The sequence below is a fragment of the Alkaliphilus oremlandii OhILAs genome (assembly GCF_000018325.1).
Lineage (GTDB): Bacteria > Bacillota > Clostridia > Peptostreptococcales > Natronincolaceae > Alkaliphilus_B > Alkaliphilus_B oremlandii.
The window spans coordinates 425,875-445,573 of record NC_009922.1 but is presented as its reverse complement, the minus strand read 5'-3'; the positions used below and the strand labels follow the sequence as shown (position 1 = coordinate 445,573).

The following is a 19,699-nucleotide window of genomic DNA, read 5'->3' as shown; positions in this document are numbered from 1 at the left end:
CAAGGGAAATCGATAAAGACCATCGATTTCCCTTGCTTTATTTACTACTCTTTTACAAAGCTTGCGGCATTCTCACCTGCAATTTTTCCAAATACAGTGATATCGGTCACTGCATTTCCACCAATTCTATTTCCGCCATGTACGCCTCCAGTAACTTCTCCAGCCGCGTATAGACCTTCTATAACCTCACCAGAGTTATTAATTACCTCGGTTTTCGTATTGATTTTTAATCCGCCCATGGTATGATGAATCGCCGGGGATATTTCTACACCATAAAAGGATGGCTTTGTAAGTTCAACAGTTAAGGTTCTTCTGCCAAACTCTTTATCATTCTGATCCTTATAATATGCATTATAAGTATTTACAGTGTTTTCTAGCTCTGTGGCATTTATTTTCAATTTTTCTCCCAATTCTTTTAAAGAATCCGCTTCTGTTAATAATCCAGCATCTTTATACTTTTTAATAGCGCTGGCCGTATCCACTACCTGCTGATCGAAGATTAAAAATGCGGTTTTACCTTCTTGAGACAAGATGGCTTTAGATACGGTGTCCCTAGTTTCAAGCTCATTTATAAATCTTTTTCCTTCCCGATTTACTAGAATAGCACCGTCTCCTCTTACACCTTCAGTGATCATCTCATTTATTTTAGGCACTACGGTAGGATGTGTTTGTATTTCTTTTATATCCGTTAGAGCCACGTCTAGTTTTTCAACCATTGCAAGTGCATCGCCTGTTGCACCTGGTTGGTTCGTTGTCCCAAAGCCTTCTAGCTCTGGCTTATATTTTGTTACCAGTTCTGGATTCGCACCAAATCCACCTGTAGCAAGTATTACAGCCTTAGCATTGATATTGTAAGTATTTCCATCTCTGTTTTGTACCTTTATACCAGTTGCTTTGTTTCCTTCGGAAAGTATTTCTATGGCTTTTGTATTTAATCGAACGTCGATGTTCATTTTTTCTACTTGCTGGTCAAATACATCCATGAGATGTGTTCCTACAGGCATACCTTCTGGCCCCTTATGAATTCTATCTACACTTTGTCCACCAGATCTTCCAACTTGAGATAAATTGGCGCCCAGCTCCTCTAACCAATAAATCGTATCTGCTGATTTTTCTGTTAATACCTTTAATAATGATGGGTCATTCTTTTTATGTCCACCCTCCATTGTATCTTTGTAATATAGCTCTGGGCTGTCTTCTATCCCTTTTTCACGCTGATACTTTGTATTGGCAGCATTCATTCCACCTGTTGCATAATTTGTATTGCCTCCCATAAAGGCATTTTTTTCTACAACTATAACTTTAGCACCTTGGTTGCTTGCTTCGATGGCGGCTGAAAGTCCAGCGCCTCCAGTACCAACAATAACGATGTCCGTTGAAACATCTTCTGCCTTCTCCGCTAAATTAGTTCCTTCTTTAGCAACTAAGGTGGCACCAGACTTATTAATAGCATCTTTTACAGCATTGATTATGGCGTGACTTGTTAAAGTCGCACCAGAAATGATATCTACATTCGTAGAGTTTGTATCAATAATTTGATTTTTTAGATCTGCAATTACTGGTTTTGTATACGCAGATTCCTTCTGCTCTAAGACCTTTATATCTTTAATTTCTGAGTTTTCAAGAGAAACCTCTAGCTTTACGACGCCCCCTTTACCTCTTCCTTCACCTTCAAAGGTGCCTGTTATTAAATCCTTACCTTGCTCTGGCTTATTATTTTCATTATTATTACTCTTTTGGCAGGCTGCTAAAGATAATATTAGGACTAATGTTAGCAATACCGCCAATGATCTCTTCATTCTTTTCATATACATTCTCTCCTTTACCTTAAGTATATTGTTTGATATTTAACGAACCTAAAATAAAGTATAATATACAAATCTTAAGCAATTCTTAGAAGTTCTTAAAATTCTTTAAGAATTTCCATATAATTTTTATCTACGGCTTTGAAATATACCTCCACTACAGTTCCAATCCCCACTTGACTTTTTACAACGATTTGTCCTTTATGATTCTGCACAATACTCTTTACAACGGCTAAACCTAAACCTGTACCTTCTTCATTTCCCTTTGTTGTAAAGAAGTGTTCGAATATTTTTTCCAAGGTTTTCTCATCCATACCAACGCCATGATCTTTCACTTGAATTTTTATATAGTTTCCCTCATGTAAATTTAGTTTCTCACCATCCTCTTTACTTATACATACATCTTCACTTGCAATTTCCAATGTGCCACCCTTCTCCCTCATTGCATGGTATGCGTTTGTATATAAGTTGATTAATACCTGCTGAATTTGAACTGAATTTCCATATAAAATTTGACTGCTATTTATACACTCTACTATTTGAATACGTTTTGGCAAAATGGATCGAATGAGATGAATACTTTCTCTTATAACTGAACTGGACTCTAAATAGGTAAATTCAGGGGAACTCCCATCCTCTTTGCTAAATCTTAAAATCTGCTTTGCGATTTCCTTCGCAGCCAAAGAGCTTTTATTTATTTCTAACAGATCTTCATATATGGGGTGATGTTCTTCTATCTGTCCTAATAGAATTTCGGAATAGCCCAATATAGGAGATAATAAATTATTAAATTCGTGTGCTATACCACTGGTTAAAACACCAATGGTTTGAAGTTTTTGAGAATGTCTTAACCTGGATTCACTTTTGATTAATTCTTCCCATGTTTTATTTAATTCTTTTAAATATTTCGTCTCAATTTGTAGCTCTCTTCTCTTCTTATCTACCTTGAAAAATATATAGAATCCACCTACGATTATAAAAATAATCAGTAAAGAAATTAGCAATATGTTAATCAGTGCCCCTTTAATAGGCTTTTCAACTTCTTTGTAATCCATTTGAACAGATATAATCCAAGCAATATCCCCTTGTTTAAAGGTAGTATAGGAATTTATTTTTTTAGTTAAACTTCCTTCATCATCTTGCCACCATTTAGAATTATAAACAAAATACCCTTCACCGTATTCCACCTGCCTCCTATTCAACTCTTCCAGCTCACTCCAATCCAGCTGCGGAAATTTTTCTTTTCTCACTTTGATTGATTCAATACCTACTTGATTTATGACAGGATGCATGACAATAAAGCCTTCTCTATTTTTTACCATGGAGTATCCTTTTTCACCTGGCTGTACAAGGTCTATTAAAACCTTATATATCTTATTTAAATTAATAGTATTCATAATAAGCCCTATTACCTCATCCTTTTCTATGACGGGCTGTATGATGTCAATTGAAAATTGGTTCGGCTTAGATAAATATTCTTTGCTTATATGCACTTGCTTGCTATTTAAAACATTATTGATAGTAGACATTTCTATAGATGCTTCTTGAATGGCGTCTACGGATGGATACCCATATATGAGGGTTCCCTCCTTATTCAATAGGGCTACGCCATCCATTTCCTCCCTGTATTTTTCAAAAAAACTTTTTAAAACGTCTTCATGTTGATTATAAAGTCCACCTTCATTGTTCATCTTAAACGCCTTTAAGACCACTTCATCTTTAGATAGCATCGATAAATTGTTCATTTTATAGTTCAGGAATACATCAAAGCTTCTAGAAATGGATTTTGCTATGGTTAATAAGTGTTCCTGTTGCTGTCGAATAATCGTCTCCTTATGATTTTGAAAGTTATTATATCCGATTAAAACTATGACAGTTACTAATATCAAACATAAAAATATGCTGAATATCATTTTCTTAGATTCATGGCTCAGCTTAATAATCGTCTCCCCCTCTCGGTGAAATACTCAGATCATTGAAGTTATGAATAAATTTTGTTATATTTATTATAACAGATGGATTTAAAGTTACTACATGAACAGGACTATAATTCCATGAACTTTCTGTTTACGATCAACCCTTTAGTTAAAACATCCAATATACCATATCCATTTATTTCTGAATAATGAAGACTGAGGAGAATACCTATGGCCAAAGAAAAAATCCTTATAATTGATGATGAAGAATCTATCCGAAAACTTGTCAGAAGAAGCTTAATAAATGAAAACTACTTAATTGAAGAAGCTTCAAATGGAGAAGAGGCACTTGAGCGATTAAGAAATAACACCTTTGATTTAATTATCTTAGATGTTGTCTTAGGCGATGAGGACGGCTTTGAATTAATTCAAGAGATTAAAGTTCTAGGAATTAAGACACCCATTATATTCGTGAGTGGCAGATGTGAAGATCATGACCAGATTTTAGGCTTAGGTCTCGGTGCAACTAATTATATAACGAAGCCCTTCAGTCCAGCCATTCTATGTGCTCATGTAAAAGCTCAGTTAAGAACCTCCAGAGAATATGTTGCAGAAAAAACGAGATCATCCAATTATATTATGGAAGGTCCCTTTAAATTTGATTTAAAAACATATAAATTATATAAAAATAATGAATTCATTGAGTTATCCTCGAAAGAAAATTTATTGATTAAGTTTTTTATGGAAAACCCTGGGCAGGTTTTTACCAAAGAACAGCTTTACGAAAATATCTGGAATAATTCGATTATAGATGACAATGCCATTATGGTTTATATTCATCAACTACGAAAAAAGCTAGAAGACAATGTTAAATCTCCAAAACATATTGTCACAGTCTGGGGAATCGGCTATAAGTTTATTGCTTGAAAAAAGACCTCCTGTGGAACTAAATGTTACAACGCATCGTCTAAGTAGTATCTATTTAATAAAGGGGTGCATGGTATGAAGATTAAAAGGTTTATTGGATTGCCTAAACTGGGCATTTTGGGGATGATTCTTTTATTATTTTTATTCAACATGGGCTGCTCTGCAAAAAGCACAGAATTTTCACGAGATATGGCTCCAAATATGGATTTGGCTGAATCATCTTCCCACTCAGAAATGTTGAAATTGGATGGTGACGCAAAGAGAAGTAGTCTAGAACCAGAAAAGGTGATCACCAATGTTTATCTCACTTTAGAAACCCTCGAATTTGAAGCCACAACGAATCAATTGGGGCAGCTTATCAGCAAATACAACGGGTTTGTAGAGAATTCAAACATTTACTCCAATCACCATGTAGGCGATAAAATCCTGAAAAACGGTCAATACACTGTAAGGATTCCGAAAGAAAATGTGGAGCCTTTTATGAAGGATACACAAGGTATTGGCAATTTGGTTTCTCAAAATACATCGAAACAAGATATTACAAAGCAATACTACGATACGGAAAGCAGGCTGAATGTACTAAAGATTAAGGAAGAAAGAATTCTCGCTTTATTAGAAAAGGCAGACAAAATAGAAGATGTTATTGCCATAGAGAATCAATTAAGCGACATTATCTATCAAAAGGAAGACCTGACAAAAAGTATTTTAGACATGGATGATCAAGTTTCTTACAGTACAGTATCGCTGAATATTTCTGAGGTTGAAAAGCTTACAAATGGTGTTACGAAGGAAACCAGCTTTGCTACAAAGCTTGCCAACGCATGGAAGGATTCACTCTATTTCTTTAAAATAGGAATAGAACAGTTTATTATTAGTGCGATATTTGTTCTACCGTATCTATTTCTGATTGCTCCTTTCGCCTTTATTGCTTATAAAGTCATCCAAAAGAAAAACAACAGCAATCGAGAATAAATATATTTTGAGAGAATGAATGTACCAAGATATTCGATCTCCAGAACCTTTATATATTAGAACCTTTTAAATAAAAAGGATGGGCTATATTCTAGCCCATCCTTTTTATTTATGTATTTTGGGCGTCTTTAACCCTTTAAAGATTTAAAGCCTTTTCTCTTATTTCAATTTCTTCTGGATCTGCAGCTTCGTCCAGTACAATACTGTGGGGTATTGGCTTCCCATTGCTATCTACAAATACAAAGGATATGAATCCATCAGATACGGTATCCTTTGCGTTGTTTTTCGTCACCTTCCCATAAACCGTAAAGCTGGTTCTACCCACTTTTGCAATATAGCTTTTCATATTGATAATACTTCCTTTTTGTACAGGGCTTCCAAAAGATAAACCATGAACTTTTACACATACGATGTTTTCAGGTTTTTCAGTTTCCATAGCACCGCATATAAAACAATTTTCAACGAACCACTCTGCCATTCTCCCTGCAAATAAGGTTCCGTGATGATTCAAATCTTCTGATTTAACTAAACGTGAAGCATGGATCTTTTTCATATGACGTACCACTCCTTAAGCTTTTTCATCTACCATCGTATCATACTTTTAGACAAAATATTATGAAAATTACGTAATATTTAGTTCTAGCTTTCCTTCTGTCTATAATGCCTTCTTATGAAATATATTTTTATATCATATATTTCTATAGAGCATCCGCATTCCCTTGTGTACTTATTGCTGGATATGATATATTATTTATTTATGAAGAACGATACGTCGTATTGTGTAGATATTTGTAAATTATCTTAGAGGGAGTTGAAAGTTCATGTTACAAAATCCTTTTCGTAAAGCACCCTGCCACGAAGCAGAATGTATTCTTTCCTACGTAAATAATACATTGGCAGGTATTGTTACCGAAGCACCTAGTGTAGATTATCCGCTACACACCCAAATTCTCAGTACCTTTGAGCAACTGTTATCAAATGAAGCCAAAATGTCTAACGTAGCCAAAGAAGTACTGGATATCGCAAGCTCCTTAAGCTCTTTCGATGTGGGGATGTCCCATATTTCCCAGCAATTAATCGATTTTTCGGAGGAAATGGCATCTGTAAGCCAATCGAATTCAGCTTTAATAGAAGAAACAACCGCTAGTATGAATGAAGTGAATGAATACATAGATATCACATCAAAAACCTTGCATCAACTAGCCCGTGATTCTCAATCTCTAACTAAAAAAAATGATGAAAGCATCCAATTGCTAGAGCACGTAAAGTCTCTGAAGGATCAAGTTACCCATGATACAGAGGTCATGAATGAAAAAATTCAGCTATTGGTGCACCTTGCCACTGAAGTCGGTAAAATCGTGGATAGTGTTCAAGGCATTGCGGAGCAAACCAATTTATTGGCTTTAAATTCGGCAATCGAAGCTGCAAGAGCAGGAGAACACGGTCGAGGGTTTGCAGTGGTAGCAGATGAAACGAGGAAGCTGGCTGATGATACGAAACAAAATCTAGTAGGAATGAAGCAATTCGTCAATAGTATCCACACTGCTGCCAACGAAGGCATGGAAAGCTTGCAAAGCACATTGAAATCAACAGAGGAAATCAGCGATAAAATCGAATTGGTTTCTAACACCATTGGAGAAAATGTGAATATGCTTAAAAATGTAGTAGTCGATGTAGAGAATGTTCATAGACATATGGAGCATATTACATTTTCAACGAATGAAATCAATCAAGCTATGGAAGCCTCCAGTGCGGATGCTGAAAAGCTGACCTATATGACCCAAAGCATCTACGAAGATGCTGCAAAAAGTATTGAATTTTCTAAACAAATCTCTAAAATTGATGATCAGCTCTCCACCATGGTTACCTCCATGTTGGACGGACTCAAAGGTAGCAATAATGCCATTAAAAATTATGAATTACAGGAAGTGATTGAAAAAGCCATGGCTTCTCATAAAGATTGGGTGGTTACGCTTCATAAAATTGTTACTGAAATGCAGCTATACCCTCTACAAACCAATTCTAAAAAATGTGCCTTCGGCCATTTCTATCATGCAGTTGATGTAGAACATCCAAAGCTCAAAAGCGATTGGAAGCAAATTGAATCGATTCACCATGAGTTTCATAGCTTAGGAGACAAAGTAATTGCCGCTGTGAAAGGAAATGATACTGCGGATGCTCATCGATATTATGAAGAAGCTAAAAATCTTTCTTCACAGATATTGGAATTATTAGATAAAATTCATAAGAATATTGAACAGCTTACAAAAGAAAATATTCGGATCTTTTAGATCCTCTACTGTAACAAAATAGGAGTGAAATGTAACGAAATTGTCTTGACAACTTTTTCATTACATTTCACTCCCTTTTCATGACATTTTTATAATATCAATCTCGTAGCTTCATAATATTCTTCTGTAAACTGAATCTTACTCTTCTTCTTTTTCTAACAGTTCCTTAACGTAGTTTGGCAGCGCAAAGCATCCCATATGAAGGTCTGTATTATAATATTTTGTTTGAAGTCCTAAAGCATTCCAAGCTTCTGAATTTAAATCTTCAATCGGATCGTATTTTTTGGATGCAAATCCAAATAACCAATGTCCAGAAGGATAAGTCGGAATATGGGCTTGATATACCTTGCAAATCGGGAAAAACTCTTTGATTCTCTTATGAGCTCTCTTCATGGATTTTGCATAGGAAGCATAATACGGACTCTCATGTTGGTTCACTAAAATACCGTCTTCCTTCAATGCTTTAAAGCAGTTCCCATAGAACTCTTTCGTAAAAAGACCTTCACCTGGTCCAAAAGGATCTGTAGAATCTACAATGATCAAATCGTATTCATTTTCTTTTGTACGAACGAATTTTAGTCCATCTTCATAATAAATATGAACTCTTGGATCCTCCAGCTTAGAAGCTGTTTGTGGAAGGTATTCCTTACAAATATCTACCACAAGTTTGTCGATTTCCACCATATCAATATTTTCTATGGTTTCATATCGTGTTAGTTCACGTACAGTACCGCCATCACCAGCACCAATCACCAGGACATTTTTAATCTTTGGATTTGTTGCCATTGGAATATGGGTAATCATATCGTGATAGATAAATTCGTCCTTTTCAGTTACCATCATCAATCCATCTAATGTAAAAAATTTGCCAAATTCCTTAGATTCAAAAACATCAATTCTTTGAAATTCACTTTGACCGCTATATAATTGGTTGTCCACTTTGATTGAAAAGCGAACGTCCTCTGTATGCTGTTCTGTATACCATAATTCCATTTAACATTCCTCCACTACATTAATATTTAGGATATCCATATCCTTTGGTCCTGTTACTAAGCACCCTTTTTCCTTTGCATAGGAAATATAGTTCACAATTTCATCCGTAATTCTTTCTCCCGGCGCTAAAATCGGAATGCCTGGTGGATAGCACATAACAAATTCTCCACTAATTTTACCAGAGCTTTCAGCAATCGGTACTGATTTCTTGCTGCTGTAAAAGGCTTTCTGTGGTGCTAATACAACTTCAGGGTTAATATATTCATGGTCGAACATTCCTGTCTTGTCCTTTGAATATCTTCTTTTAATTTCATATAATGCTGAAACCAGTCTTTCGATTTCCAACATTCGATCCCCCGCAGAAATAATCGCTAGAATATTGCCAATGTCACCAAATTCAATCTGAATTCCATATTCATCTCTTAGGATATCGTAGACTTCAATTCCGGCAAGTCCAATATCCCTTGTATGAATCGATAGCTTCGTCGTGTCAAAATCAAATACCGTATCTCCATTGATGAGTTCCTTTGAGAAGGCATTGTAGCCTCCAAGCTTGTTGATTTCTTCCCTTGCGTAATTTGCAAGGTCATCTGCCTGTTTAAATATTTCCTTCCCATTGAGGGCTAGGTTTTTTCTAGCAAGGTCTAAGGAAGACAGCAATAGGTAGGAGCCACTTGTGGTCTGCGTTAAGTTGATGATTTGTCTTACATAGCTAGCATCCATATTTTTTCCACAAACTAAAAATGAGCTCTGTGTCAGGGAGCCCCCTGTTTTATGCATGCTGATGGCTGCCATATCTGCATTTGCTGCCATAGCCGATAGAGGCATATTTTCGCCAAAATAAAAATGTGTGCCATGGGCTTCATCTACTAAAGCCAACATATTGTGTTTGTGTGCCAACGCTACAATTGCTTTTAGATCGGAGCAAATGCCATAGTACGTTGGATTGTTCACAAGGATGGCTTTGGCATCTTTATTTTCCAAAATGGCTTTCTCTACATCCTGTACGGACATCCCCAAAGGGATTCCTATATTCTTTTCAACCCCAGGGTTTACATATACAGGAACTGCACCACATACAACCAGTGCGTTGATGGCACTTCTATGAACATTTCTCGGCATAATGACCTTATCGCCTGCCTTGCAGGTGGACATAATCATAGCTTGTACCGCAGCCGTAGTTCCATTGACAATAAAAAATGCATCGGCTGCGCCAAAGGCTTCAGCAGCCAGTACTTCGGCCTCTCGTATTACCGATGTGGGGTGGCAAAGGTTATCCAAAGGCTTCATGGAGTTAACATCCACCTTGAGACAGTCTTGTCCCAAGAATTCCGTCAATTCTTTATTGCCTCTGCCTCCCTTATGTCCTGGTACGTCAAAGGGTACCACCCTATTTGATTTATGCTTTACCAGTGCTTCATATATCGGAGCCTTATCCTGTGAAAGCTTTTTCATATCCAAACACCTCCATACCTAATAAATATTCATTCCACTAAATATTTCGATCATCTCTTTACGAAGGTTATTTGTAATTTCCAGCCTTTGTTTCGGAAGCAACTCATTGACGTCCTTATTAAAAAGATAATTCTGTAGCTCTATTTCCTTAATGAGCATTTTGGTATGAAAAATGTTGGATTGATAGACGTTCACATCAATTGCATCATATTTTTTTAGTGTCTCATCGTCTATATAATCTTGGATCGATGTAATGTTATGGTCGATATAAAACTTCTTCCCTTCAACATCCCGTGTAAATCCTCTAACCCGATAGTCTATTGTAATAATGTCTGAATCAAAACTACCAATTAAATAATCCAATGCATTCAGTGGCGAAATCATGCCACAAGTAGATACATCAATATCTACGCGAAAAGTAGAAATAGCATTATCCGGATGATATTCTGGATAGGTGTGCACTGTAACGTGACTTTTATCCAAATGAGCATGAATTGTATCACGTTGTGCTGCAATACCTTCTCCTTTGTTACAAGATTCATCAATTAAGTGAAGCGGTAAAGCCTCTTCCGTAATCAAAATGTTAACGGAAGCTCCCTGCGGTTCATAATCTTGTTTCGAAATGTTGAGAACATGAGCCCCAATCATTTCAGTCACATCACATAAGATTTTTGTCAGTCTCTCTGAGTTATATTGTTCATCAATATACTCGATATATGCTTTTTGTGCTTTCTCACTTTTTGCATAGCAAACATCATAGATGTTGAAGCTAAGTGTTTTTGTGAGGTTATTAAAGCCATACAAAGTCAGCTTTTTTTCCAACCCTAACATCACAACCTTTCATTAATATTGAAATTCGGTTTATTGTAGCATGTTTTAAATTAAAATACAATCGATATTCTAAAATATATTTGGGAATGAATGGCGTCTTGTATTTTCATAGATTTAGGATTTCAATATACTGCTCTAAAGAATCAACATCTTTCCCTAGAATCCCATTCTCTACAGGGTATAACTGCACTTCTTTAGGGTGAGCTCTGATGATGCTTCTTCCTCCTTCATCCCCTTTCAGCTTCAACAGATGCTCCTGCCATCGATTAGAAAATATGGTTGGTGTCCCTGGTTTTCCATTGTATACAGGCACAAGGATGGAAGCGTGATTTTGCCTGTAAAAATCCATCATGCTATTGATAAAATCTTTGCTGATGAGGGGCTGATCTCCCATTAAAAACATATAGCTGGGTACTATATCGCCTACTGCTTCCATAGCTTTCACAATGGAAGTGCTCTGACCTTCCCCTGCATTTTCATTGATGATCACATGAATTGGGTATTTTTTAGCGATTTCCTTTACTTGGTTGTCTCTACAAACCAGATAAATTCTTTCCAGCTCCGATGCTACCCCTTCTTTTATGATGGTTTCTATGATGGTTGTCTCCTTAAAAGGTAGCAGCAGTTTATCCTTTCCCATTCTTCTAGCATAGCCCGCTCCTAAAATAATGCCGACCATCTATCCTCACCTACAATTTCTATAATGGGTTCCTTATCTTGCACTTCACCTAAGAGTATGGATGAAATCCTACATTGGGGATGTATGGGAGCGTCTTTGCCTTCGTTAATCATTTCTTCGGACAACCCTCTAAGGATTTCTAAGGATTCTTTCCCTTGGGTGGATATTTTATTAAATAAGATCACTTTCTTGCTGTCCTCCGGAATTCCCTTTGTTATCCCCAAGGGATGAGAAATTAAATCGAAAATTAAGCTTTTATCCACATATTGCTGTGTTCTCTGTGTCAAAGGTTGGATTAAATGGTGTCGGTGGACATTTTCCTTGTTTATTTCCTTTCCCAGAATATCTGCACCGATTAAGATTACGGTGATACTGCTGAAGGAGGGTACTTGAGGTTCGTGGTCTTCTGGTATTTTTAAGCTTCTACCGTTGGACCCATCACCTTCCACCAAGAACCATCTTTCTCTATTCTCTTTATAGATTCTATCCATTTCCTCTGGTAAAAAACCCTTCAGCTTGTTTTCTGTCGTAATATTTTTTCCCAATAAAATTCTTCCTTTGTTTTCATTATTTCTTACCTGACGTATAGCCTCTGCCACATCTTCTGTAACGATGGCGAGATCGTAGGCAGAGGGTGGCGGCATCAATATACTGGTGGTTGTCGTCAAGAGGATCGGCTGCTCTTCTGCTGAAAGCTCTTCTCCCAAACGAAAAAGGGTGGTGGTTTTTCCACCACCACCAATGAATGTAATTAAAATTGGATCATTTAATTTTAAAGCTTCTTTTATTTTCATACTATGCTCCTTAAAATATAATGGCTTCGTATTTCTATTGATTATAAGCTCTATGCCTCTAAATCTATAAATTGAAAGCTTTGAACATCAAATAGTCCCATATCCGTTAGCTTTACATCCGGTATGACTGGCAGGGCCAAAAATGCCAATGTCATAAATGGCTCAATCTCTCTATTGACGCCTAGTTTTTCGTAGGCAATTTCCAGCATCTCACCCAAGTCTCCGTTGATTTTCTCAATTGGCTCCTTTGACATGAGACCAGCAATTGGAAGCTCTAGGGTTTTCAGAATCTGACCGTCAGCTGCAATGGTGATACCACCTCCTACTTTTACCACTTCTTCAATGGCTGCTATAATATCCCCATCGTTGTCTCCGATTACAATTAAATTATGGGAGTCGTGACCGATGGTGGATGCTATGGCGCCGCCCTTTAGCTTGAAGTTCTCTACGAATCCCAAACCGATATTTCCAGTAGCTTTATGTCTTTCCACTACGGCTAACTTTAAAATATCTGTATGATCGCTATATTTAAAAAATCCATCCTCGATTTCAACTTCCCTTACAACCTTTTTTGTAACCAGGCTATGGGGAAGCAATCTTATTACATGAACCTGATTGGATTTTAATTTTATTTTCAAATCTGCTTCTGCCACAGATTTTATGTTCACAGTATCCATAACCTTGGAGTGATCCTCTGGAGTTAATGTAAATAAAGCTTTATGCTCCTTTGCAACCAAATTCCCTTTTTTAAATACAGCATCTACTTTAAATTTTTGTAAATCCTCTAGAATTACAATATCTGCATCGTATCCCGGTGCGATGGCACCCAAGTTTTTTAAACCATAGCATTGCGCAGCGTTCAGAGTTGCCATTCGAATGGCATTCACAGGAGAAATACCTGCTTCCACAGCCAATCGGATATTATGATCGATATGACCGTTTAAAAGGATATCCTCTGGATGTTTATCATCTGCACATAAAAGGCATCTTCCCACATTGTCTTGGTTCACTGCTTTTATTAGTTCCTTTAGATTACGGGCAGCAGAGCCTTCTCGGATTAAGATATACATTCCCAGCCTCAATCGATCCAGCATTTCTTCTGCTGTGGAGCATTCATGCTCCGTTCTAATACCCGATACAACGTATGCATTCAATTCTTTATCTTTTATGACTGGACCGTGGCCATCGATGACCTTTCCCTCTGCCATGACCAGTTTATCGAGAATGCCGTCTTCTCCTTGAATCACATTTGGATAATCCATGAGCTCCCCTAATCCCAATACGCTTTCATGGTCAATTAGCTGTTTCAAATCTTCCGCTTTTAAAATAGCTCCTGAATTTTCAAAGGTAGTGGCTGGCACGCAGGATGGCAGCATTACGTACACGTTCAGTGGTATATTCTTGCTGGATTCTAAGATGTATTCGATTCCACTCATACCACATACATTGGCAATTTCATGGGGATCTGCAATGATCGTTGTGGTTCCTCTAGGAATAATAGCCTTGGCAAACTCCGAAGGCGTTGCCATGGAAGATTCAATATGAACGTGGCCATCAATAAATCCGGGGGAGACATACTTTCCTTTTAAGTCGATCTCTTCTAAACCTTCATATTTACCGATGCCAACGATTGTACCTTCTTCTATAGCAATGTCTCCATCTATGATTTCACCGGAAAAAACATTGACGATTTTTCCATTTTTCAGCACTAGACTAGACTTTATTCTTCCAGCAGCAATATCAATTCTCTTTTTAATTACTTCCTTCACTTCATCGACCTCCCTCTATCGCAATTTATAGTATTATACCACACTAAATTGGTTTTTCCTTCAAGGCCTTTAAAACGATATCTGGGGTCACTGGTATTTCGTTGATTCTTACACCGGTGGCATTGTATATGGCATTTAAAATTGCCGGCGCAACACCGAGCATCACAGGTTCTCCAATGCCCTTTGCACCAAATGGTCCCGTGGACTCCGGGTCCTCTATTATAATTTTCTCTAGCTCTGGAACATCCATGGCGGTAGGAATCAAATAGCTGCTGAAGGCATTATTTCGAATCGCTCCTTTTTGGAGGTTTAAATCTTCAAAGATGGCGTAACCAAGACCCATGGCAAAGCCCCCATCCATTTGTCCTTCTATCAATCTAGGATTGATGGCTCTACCCACATCCTGTGCGCAAACGGCATGAAGGATCTCTACAATACCCGTATTCGTATCCACTTCAACTTCAATACCGTAAACACTAAAGGTATAGGGCCAATAAGGCGCCCCTTGCCCAGTCTCCGTATCGATCTGTGTCGTTTGTGCGGTAAATTGTCCCTCTGCTCTAAGGGGCTGCGCCTTGAGCATCTCTCCTAATTCCTTTAGGGTGATGGTTTTACTAGGGAAGCTTTTAATAAAAACCCTGCCCCCCTTGATGTCCAAGCCCACCGTCGTATTCAGACCTAAGGCTTCCTTGGACTTCACCAATATTTGCTCTCTTAAATTTTCCGCTGCAATTTTAATCGCATTTCCAGTGTTATAGGTCTGTCTGCTGGCTGCTGCCGTTCCTGCGTCTGGAGTTATGCTAGAATCTTCGCAAATGAATACAATATCTTCTACTGCTATGCCCAACGCTTCTGCCGGAATTTGGCTCATGATGGTTTTTGCTCCTTGGCCAACCTCTGTAGCACCCACATAGATGGCTACCCTGCCATCCATACAAAGCTCTGCAACCGCCTTTGAAACATCTGGGAATCCGTTGCCATACCCCGTACCGTACATAATACTGCCGATGCCAGTTCCTCTCCTTTTCATCACTCTACCTCCCCCAAGATATTTAGAGACTTGGCTACAGCTTCCATACATTTTATGAAAGGAACACTTTCATGTAGAATCTGACCCGTGGCCGTTATAGAGCCTACACGGAAGCCATTCTTAATCCGAATTGAAATTGGGTCCATATTCAGTTTCTCTGCCAGTTTATCCATCTGTAGCTCGTGAGCAATTGGTGTTTGAGCTGCACCAAATCCTCTCATGGCCCCTGCAAACGGGTTATTGGTATATACACCGTATCCGTCCACCTTCACATTGGGTATTTCATAGGGACCAGTAGCATGGGTCGTTGCCTTTCTTACCACATTATTTACCCAAGATGCGTAGGCACCTGTGTCTGCAATAATTTCTGCCTCCATGGCTAGTAGCATCCCATTTTGATCCGCCCCCGTTTTATATCGCATGATCATGGGATGTCTTTTACAGTGAGCAACAAAGGATTCACTTCTGGAATACACCATCTTAACCGGTCTTTTTAGCTCCTTTGCTGCAAGGGCAATATGAATTTGAAGAGTTAAATCCTCTCTGCCACCGAATGCGCCACCGACGGCTGGGTTGATTACCTTCACATCTTCCTTCGGTACATTTAATGCTTCCGCTATTTCTTCTTGGTCGAAATGGGTATACTGGGTTGCCGCACAGACCACGATCTTTCCATCCTCTATGTAGGCGACTCCCGCTTCCGTCTGTAAAAATGCATGATCCACCATGGCACTTCGGTATTCGTCCTCCACAATGACTACAGACTTTTTAAATCCTTCCTCCACATTCCCTTTTCTAATTTTACAATGGTGCGCAATATTGTCCACATCATGGACCTTTGGAGCATCCTCCTTCATGGCGGTGATGGGGTCGAATACAGCCTCTATCTCCGTGTATACCACCGCTATTTGATCCATGGCCATCTCTGCAATTCTCTTGCTGGTGGCCACAACGAGGGCAATGGGGTCTCCTATTCTACGTACCTTTTTACTACAAAATACTTCATGGTCCTTAAACAAAACGCCGTGGCTATTGGTAGGCACATCCTTCGCCGTAAATATTCTGAGGACACCTTCCATGGACTCCGCTTTACTTGTATCCACCTTTATATAGGCATGGGGTTTCGTGGATCTTAAGGTTTTACCATAGCACATTCCTTCCATCAATATATCATCTGGATAGATGGCTCTTCCCTTCACCTTGGACAAACCATCGACTCGAATAATACTCTTTCCCACCACCTCTAAGGTTTTCATAAGCTTTCCTCCTTTAAAAGGCGACTTGCTCTTTCTATGGCATCCACAATCTTGTTATATCCCGTACACCTACAGAGGTTTCCAGAAATAGATTCTCTGATTTCACCTCTACTCGGTGAAGGGTTTTTATCTAAAACAACCTTTGCAGAAAGAACCATGCCAGGAATACAAAAGCCACATTGCACAGCTCCTTCCTCTAAGAAAGCCTGTTGTATTGGATGGAGCCCGTCATTTCGATTCAACCCTTCAATGGTGATGATTTTTCTGCCTTCCCCTTGAAAGGCTAGGATCATACAGGCATTTACAGTTTCGCCATCTATGATTACCGTACAGGCACCACATTCCCCTTCGCCGCAGCCTTCTTTCGTTCCTGTAAGGTATAGTTTTTCTCTTAAAACATCAATAAGCCGATCCTCCTCGTGGATGTCTATCCTATGATTGACGCCGTTCACATTTAAAATGATTTCCTTCACCTAAATCCCCCCTAGTTCGAACATGCACATAGCCTTTCCCGCTGTGCCATTGCCACAGCATCCTTCATGGCTTCCATAAAGGTTCCCTCGATGGCTTCAATTTTATATGGCAAGCTACTCCTACCATGTAATCTCTCATGGATGGAATTTCTTAATATATTTAAACCTTCTGCCATAGTTTGTTCCGTGATTCTTTTTTGCAGATAGAATTCTTCTACGGTTTTTTCTCGAAGCCCATATTCTCCCAAGGAGCCATTGGAGATTCTAATATCCTCCACCATGCCATCCTCACCTAATTGAACCATGACAGCAGTGCAGATTCTAGAAATCGCTAAAGCTTTTCTAAGACCCAACTTGCTAAAGCTAAAGCCACAGCCTTCTTCAAGGGTCTTAAACCTTACAGAGGTCATGATTTCATCGGGCTCTAGAGCAACTTTTCCTTTTCCAACAAATAGATCCTTGAGACTTACTTCTCTGATCTTTTCCAAACCTTGGATCGTAGCGATCGCCTCTAGAGAAAGGAGGGGCGGCACCATATCCGCAGCGGGAGATCCGTTGCAAATATTCCCTCCTACCGTTGCAGTAGCTCGAATCTGAGGGGACCCTACCATTTTTGCAGCCTTCCATAGTCCTGTCAGCTTCTTCTTTATATCAAAACTTTCTTCCAAGTCTCTGAAGGTGGTTCCTGCACCAATTTCTATCAATCCGTCCTTTTCTTTGATATACCGCAGTTCTTGGATACCTGAAATATCAATCAATACCTTTGGCTTTATCTTCCCATTTCTTAGCTGAATGATAATATCCGTTCCCCCTGCGATCAGTTTCGCTTCTGCCCTATGTTGATGGAGTAGGTCCAATACCTCCTCTAGACCTTCTGCCTTTATTACCTTTTCTACCAAATTCGTCCCCCCCTAACTTCCTTAGAAAAAATAAAATTTGCTCGCTCCCGCTCACAAACTTTATGTCGCACTCAATTTTAAAAACTGCTTAAAATTTCAAGTGCTTAAAAAGAAGGTTTCCCTCCGATTTACGTTAAACACCCGTGAAAGAATTTACTTTTGAACCCCTGCTAAGCTGATTTGTTGTTTAATTAGGCGATTTGCTTCTTCTTTGATTGTTTTTTCATTTAAGGTGATCAGCTTTCTATTTTCCATCACTACCTTCCCATCGATAATCGTCGTTTCTACGTCGGATGCCTTTGCTGCATAGACCAGCTGGGAAACGATATCGACTTCCACGCTCGGTGTAGAGTGTAATTGATCCAAATTCACAATAGCAAGATCTGCTTTTTTACCCTTCTCTAAACTTCCTAATCGATCGCCCATGCCCAATGCTTTTGCACCACCTAATGTTGCCATTTCAAAAACCTGCTGTGCTGGCATCACTGTAGGACTTAGCAGTCTCGCCTTTTGAATCAGCGCCGCTGCACTCATCTCTTTAAATATATCCAAATTGTTGTTGCAAGGTGCTCCATCTGCGCCGATGGAAACATTGGCACCCATTTCCAAAAGCTCTGGTATTTTGGCGATTCCCGAAGCCAGCTTCATATTGGAGCTGGGACAATGAACAATATGGGTCCCTGTATCCGCTAAGATCCGCATCTCTTCATCGTCCAGCCAAATACAATGAGCTAAAATCAATTTTTTTCCGGTCAGTCCTAGCTTATGTAGATATTGGATGTTTCTCATACCGCGATCCTGTTGCACCAGCTCTATTTCTCCTCTATTTTCCGATGCATGGGTATGGACTGCCACATCATATTCCTTGGCTAAGTCTCGAACTTTAATCAAAAGCTCCTCTGTACAAGAAACCACAAAGCGTGGTGCAAATGCGTATTGAATTCTACCATTTCCCTTCCCATGCCAAGTTTTTAGTATTCTTAAACTCTCTTTGATGGAATCCTCTGTATTTTCCATGATACTCTTCGGTACACCATCGCCATAATCCATCATGCATTTACCCGTCATGGCTCTGATGCAACTTTCGTAGATGGCTTCGATTGCTGGTTCTGTATGGTGCACCGCTTCCATATCGATAATGGATGTAGTTCCTCCCTTGATCAACTCTGCAATGCCTAGCTTTGCCGATATATGGTTGGATTCAGCAGTGTGAGACCCTTCTAAAGGCCACACCCTTTTCTTGAGCCAATCTAACAGCTCTAAATCGTCTGCCTGACCGCGGTATAAGGTTTGCGTAAGATGTATATGGGTCTGTATCAATCCTGGTATTACCACTTTTCCTGTTGCATCGATCCTATGATCTGCTTCGATATCAATTGTACCGCCGACTTCTTTGATCTCATCTCCCTCAATTAATAGATCGCCCTTCAATATTTCTCTTCCTGCGTTCATCGTCACTATGGTACCATTCTGAATCAACAATCTCATATGCCCACCCCTTACTCAATAATTTTATGATGTAACTTAACCATAAGAAACAAATATATAATCCACTTATATACTTATTTTTTATTGTTAATATTACATATTCCAATAGTTTCTTGTGTCC

Annotated in this window: 17 protein-coding genes; 3 read left to right on the top strand and 14 right to left on the bottom strand. The window is 38.8% G+C overall.

Going from position 1 to position 19,699, the window contains the following annotated elements:
• Positions 1 to 44: 44 nt before the first annotated feature.
• The gene (locus CLOS_RS02035; protein WP_012158267.1) at positions 45 to 1,808 is read right to left on the bottom strand and encodes a flavocytochrome c; all 1,764 of its coding nucleotides are present in this window, start codon (positions 1,806 to 1,808) and stop codon (positions 45 to 47) included.
• Positions 1,809 to 1,903: 95 nt separating this feature from the next.
• Positions 1,904 to 3,718, bottom strand: a complete 1,815-nt coding sequence (locus CLOS_RS02030) for a sensor histidine kinase (protein WP_012158266.1) — start codon at positions 3,716 to 3,718, stop codon at positions 1,904 to 1,906.
• A gap of 234 nt (positions 3,719 to 3,952) precedes the next feature.
• Between CLOS_RS02030 and CLOS_RS02025 the strand changes: the two genes are divergently transcribed.
• Together CLOS_RS02025 and CLOS_RS02020 are read left to right on the top strand one after the other, a co-directional pair.
• Positions 3,953 to 4,648, top strand: coding sequence for a response regulator transcription factor (locus CLOS_RS02025; RefSeq protein ID WP_012158265.1), 696 nt, complete (start codon positions 3,953 to 3,955; stop codon positions 4,646 to 4,648).
• Between the two features lie 75 nt (positions 4,649 to 4,723).
• Positions 4,724 to 5,620, top strand: coding sequence for a DUF4349 domain-containing protein (locus tag CLOS_RS02020; protein ID WP_012158264.1), 897 nt, complete (start codon positions 4,724 to 4,726; stop codon positions 5,618 to 5,620).
• 136 nt (positions 5,621 to 5,756) lie between these two features.
• Here the strand turns inward: CLOS_RS02020 and CLOS_RS02015 are convergent, their stop codons facing one another.
• Positions 5,757 to 6,173, bottom strand: coding sequence for an acyl-CoA thioesterase (locus tag CLOS_RS02015; RefSeq protein WP_012158263.1), 417 nt, complete (start codon positions 6,171 to 6,173; stop codon positions 5,757 to 5,759).
• A gap of 268 nt (positions 6,174 to 6,441) precedes the next feature.
• Here CLOS_RS02015 and CLOS_RS02010 point away from each other — a divergent pair, with 268 nt between their 5' ends.
• Positions 6,442 to 7,911, top strand: a complete 1,470-nt coding sequence (locus CLOS_RS02010; protein WP_012158262.1) for a methyl-accepting chemotaxis protein — start codon at positions 6,442 to 6,444, stop codon at positions 7,909 to 7,911.
• A gap of 138 nt (positions 7,912 to 8,049) precedes the next feature.
• Here the strand turns inward: CLOS_RS02010 and speE are convergent, their stop codons facing one another.
• The 11 genes from speE to CLOS_RS01955 form a co-directional block, all read right to left on the bottom strand.
• Complete coding sequence (gene speE / locus CLOS_RS02005; RefSeq protein WP_012158261.1) at positions 8,050 to 8,904, bottom strand: polyamine aminopropyltransferase; 855 nt, start codon at positions 8,902 to 8,904, stop codon at positions 8,050 to 8,052.
• Entirely contained in the window at positions 8,905 to 10,359 is a 1,455-nt protein-coding gene (locus CLOS_RS02000) for an aminotransferase class I/II-fold pyridoxal phosphate-dependent enzyme (protein WP_012158260.1), read from the bottom strand.
• A gap of 18 nt (positions 10,360 to 10,377) precedes the next feature.
• Positions 10,378 to 11,163: an adenosylmethionine decarboxylase gene (gene speD / locus CLOS_RS01995; RefSeq protein WP_330360309.1), complete on the bottom strand. Its 786-nt coding sequence runs from the start codon at positions 11,161 to 11,163 to the stop codon at positions 10,378 to 10,380.
• 133 nt (positions 11,164 to 11,296) lie between these two features.
• Complete coding sequence (locus CLOS_RS01990) at positions 11,297 to 11,869, bottom strand: nucleotidyltransferase family protein (RefSeq protein WP_012158258.1); 573 nt, start codon at positions 11,867 to 11,869, stop codon at positions 11,297 to 11,299.
• Positions 11,851 to 12,663 carry a selenium cofactor biosynthesis protein YqeC gene (gene yqeC, locus CLOS_RS01985; protein WP_012158257.1) on the bottom strand — a complete coding sequence of 271 codons (813 nt, stop codon included), beginning with the start codon at positions 12,661 to 12,663 and terminating at the stop codon, positions 11,851 to 11,853. The genes CLOS_RS01990 and yqeC overlap by 19 nt, the downstream gene beginning before the upstream one ends.
• Before the next feature lie 50 nt (positions 12,664 to 12,713).
• Positions 12,714 to 14,432: an adenine deaminase gene (gene ade, locus CLOS_RS01980; protein WP_012158256.1), complete on the bottom strand. Its 1,719-nt coding sequence runs from the start codon at positions 14,430 to 14,432 to the stop codon at positions 12,714 to 12,716.
• A 43-nt stretch (positions 14,433 to 14,475) separates the two neighbouring features.
• Positions 14,476 to 15,462, bottom strand: coding sequence for a xanthine dehydrogenase family protein molybdopterin-binding subunit (locus CLOS_RS16255; protein ID WP_012158255.1), 987 nt, complete (start codon positions 15,460 to 15,462; stop codon positions 14,476 to 14,478).
• On the bottom strand, positions 15,462 to 16,718 hold the full coding sequence (locus tag CLOS_RS16250; protein ID WP_012158254.1) for a xanthine dehydrogenase family protein molybdopterin-binding subunit: 1,257 nt from the start codon (positions 16,716 to 16,718) through the stop codon (positions 15,462 to 15,464). Before CLOS_RS16250 ends, CLOS_RS16255 begins: the two co-directional genes overlap by 1 nt.
• Positions 16,715 to 17,191 (bottom strand): (2Fe-2S)-binding protein, encoded by a 477-nt coding sequence (locus CLOS_RS01965; protein WP_012158253.1) that lies wholly within the window; start codon positions 17,189 to 17,191, stop codon positions 16,715 to 16,717. Before CLOS_RS01965 ends, CLOS_RS16250 begins: the two co-directional genes overlap by 4 nt.
• A gap of 11 nt (positions 17,192 to 17,202) precedes the next feature.
• Positions 17,203 to 18,090, bottom strand: a complete 888-nt coding sequence (locus CLOS_RS01960; RefSeq protein WP_012158252.1) for an FAD binding domain-containing protein — start codon at positions 18,088 to 18,090, stop codon at positions 17,203 to 17,205.
• Positions 18,091 to 18,243: 153 nt separating this feature from the next.
• Positions 18,244 to 19,578 (bottom strand): 5'-deoxyadenosine deaminase, encoded by a 1,335-nt coding sequence (locus tag CLOS_RS01955; RefSeq protein ID WP_012158251.1) that lies wholly within the window; start codon positions 19,576 to 19,578, stop codon positions 18,244 to 18,246.
• Between the last annotated feature and the right edge of the window lie 121 nt (positions 19,579 to 19,699).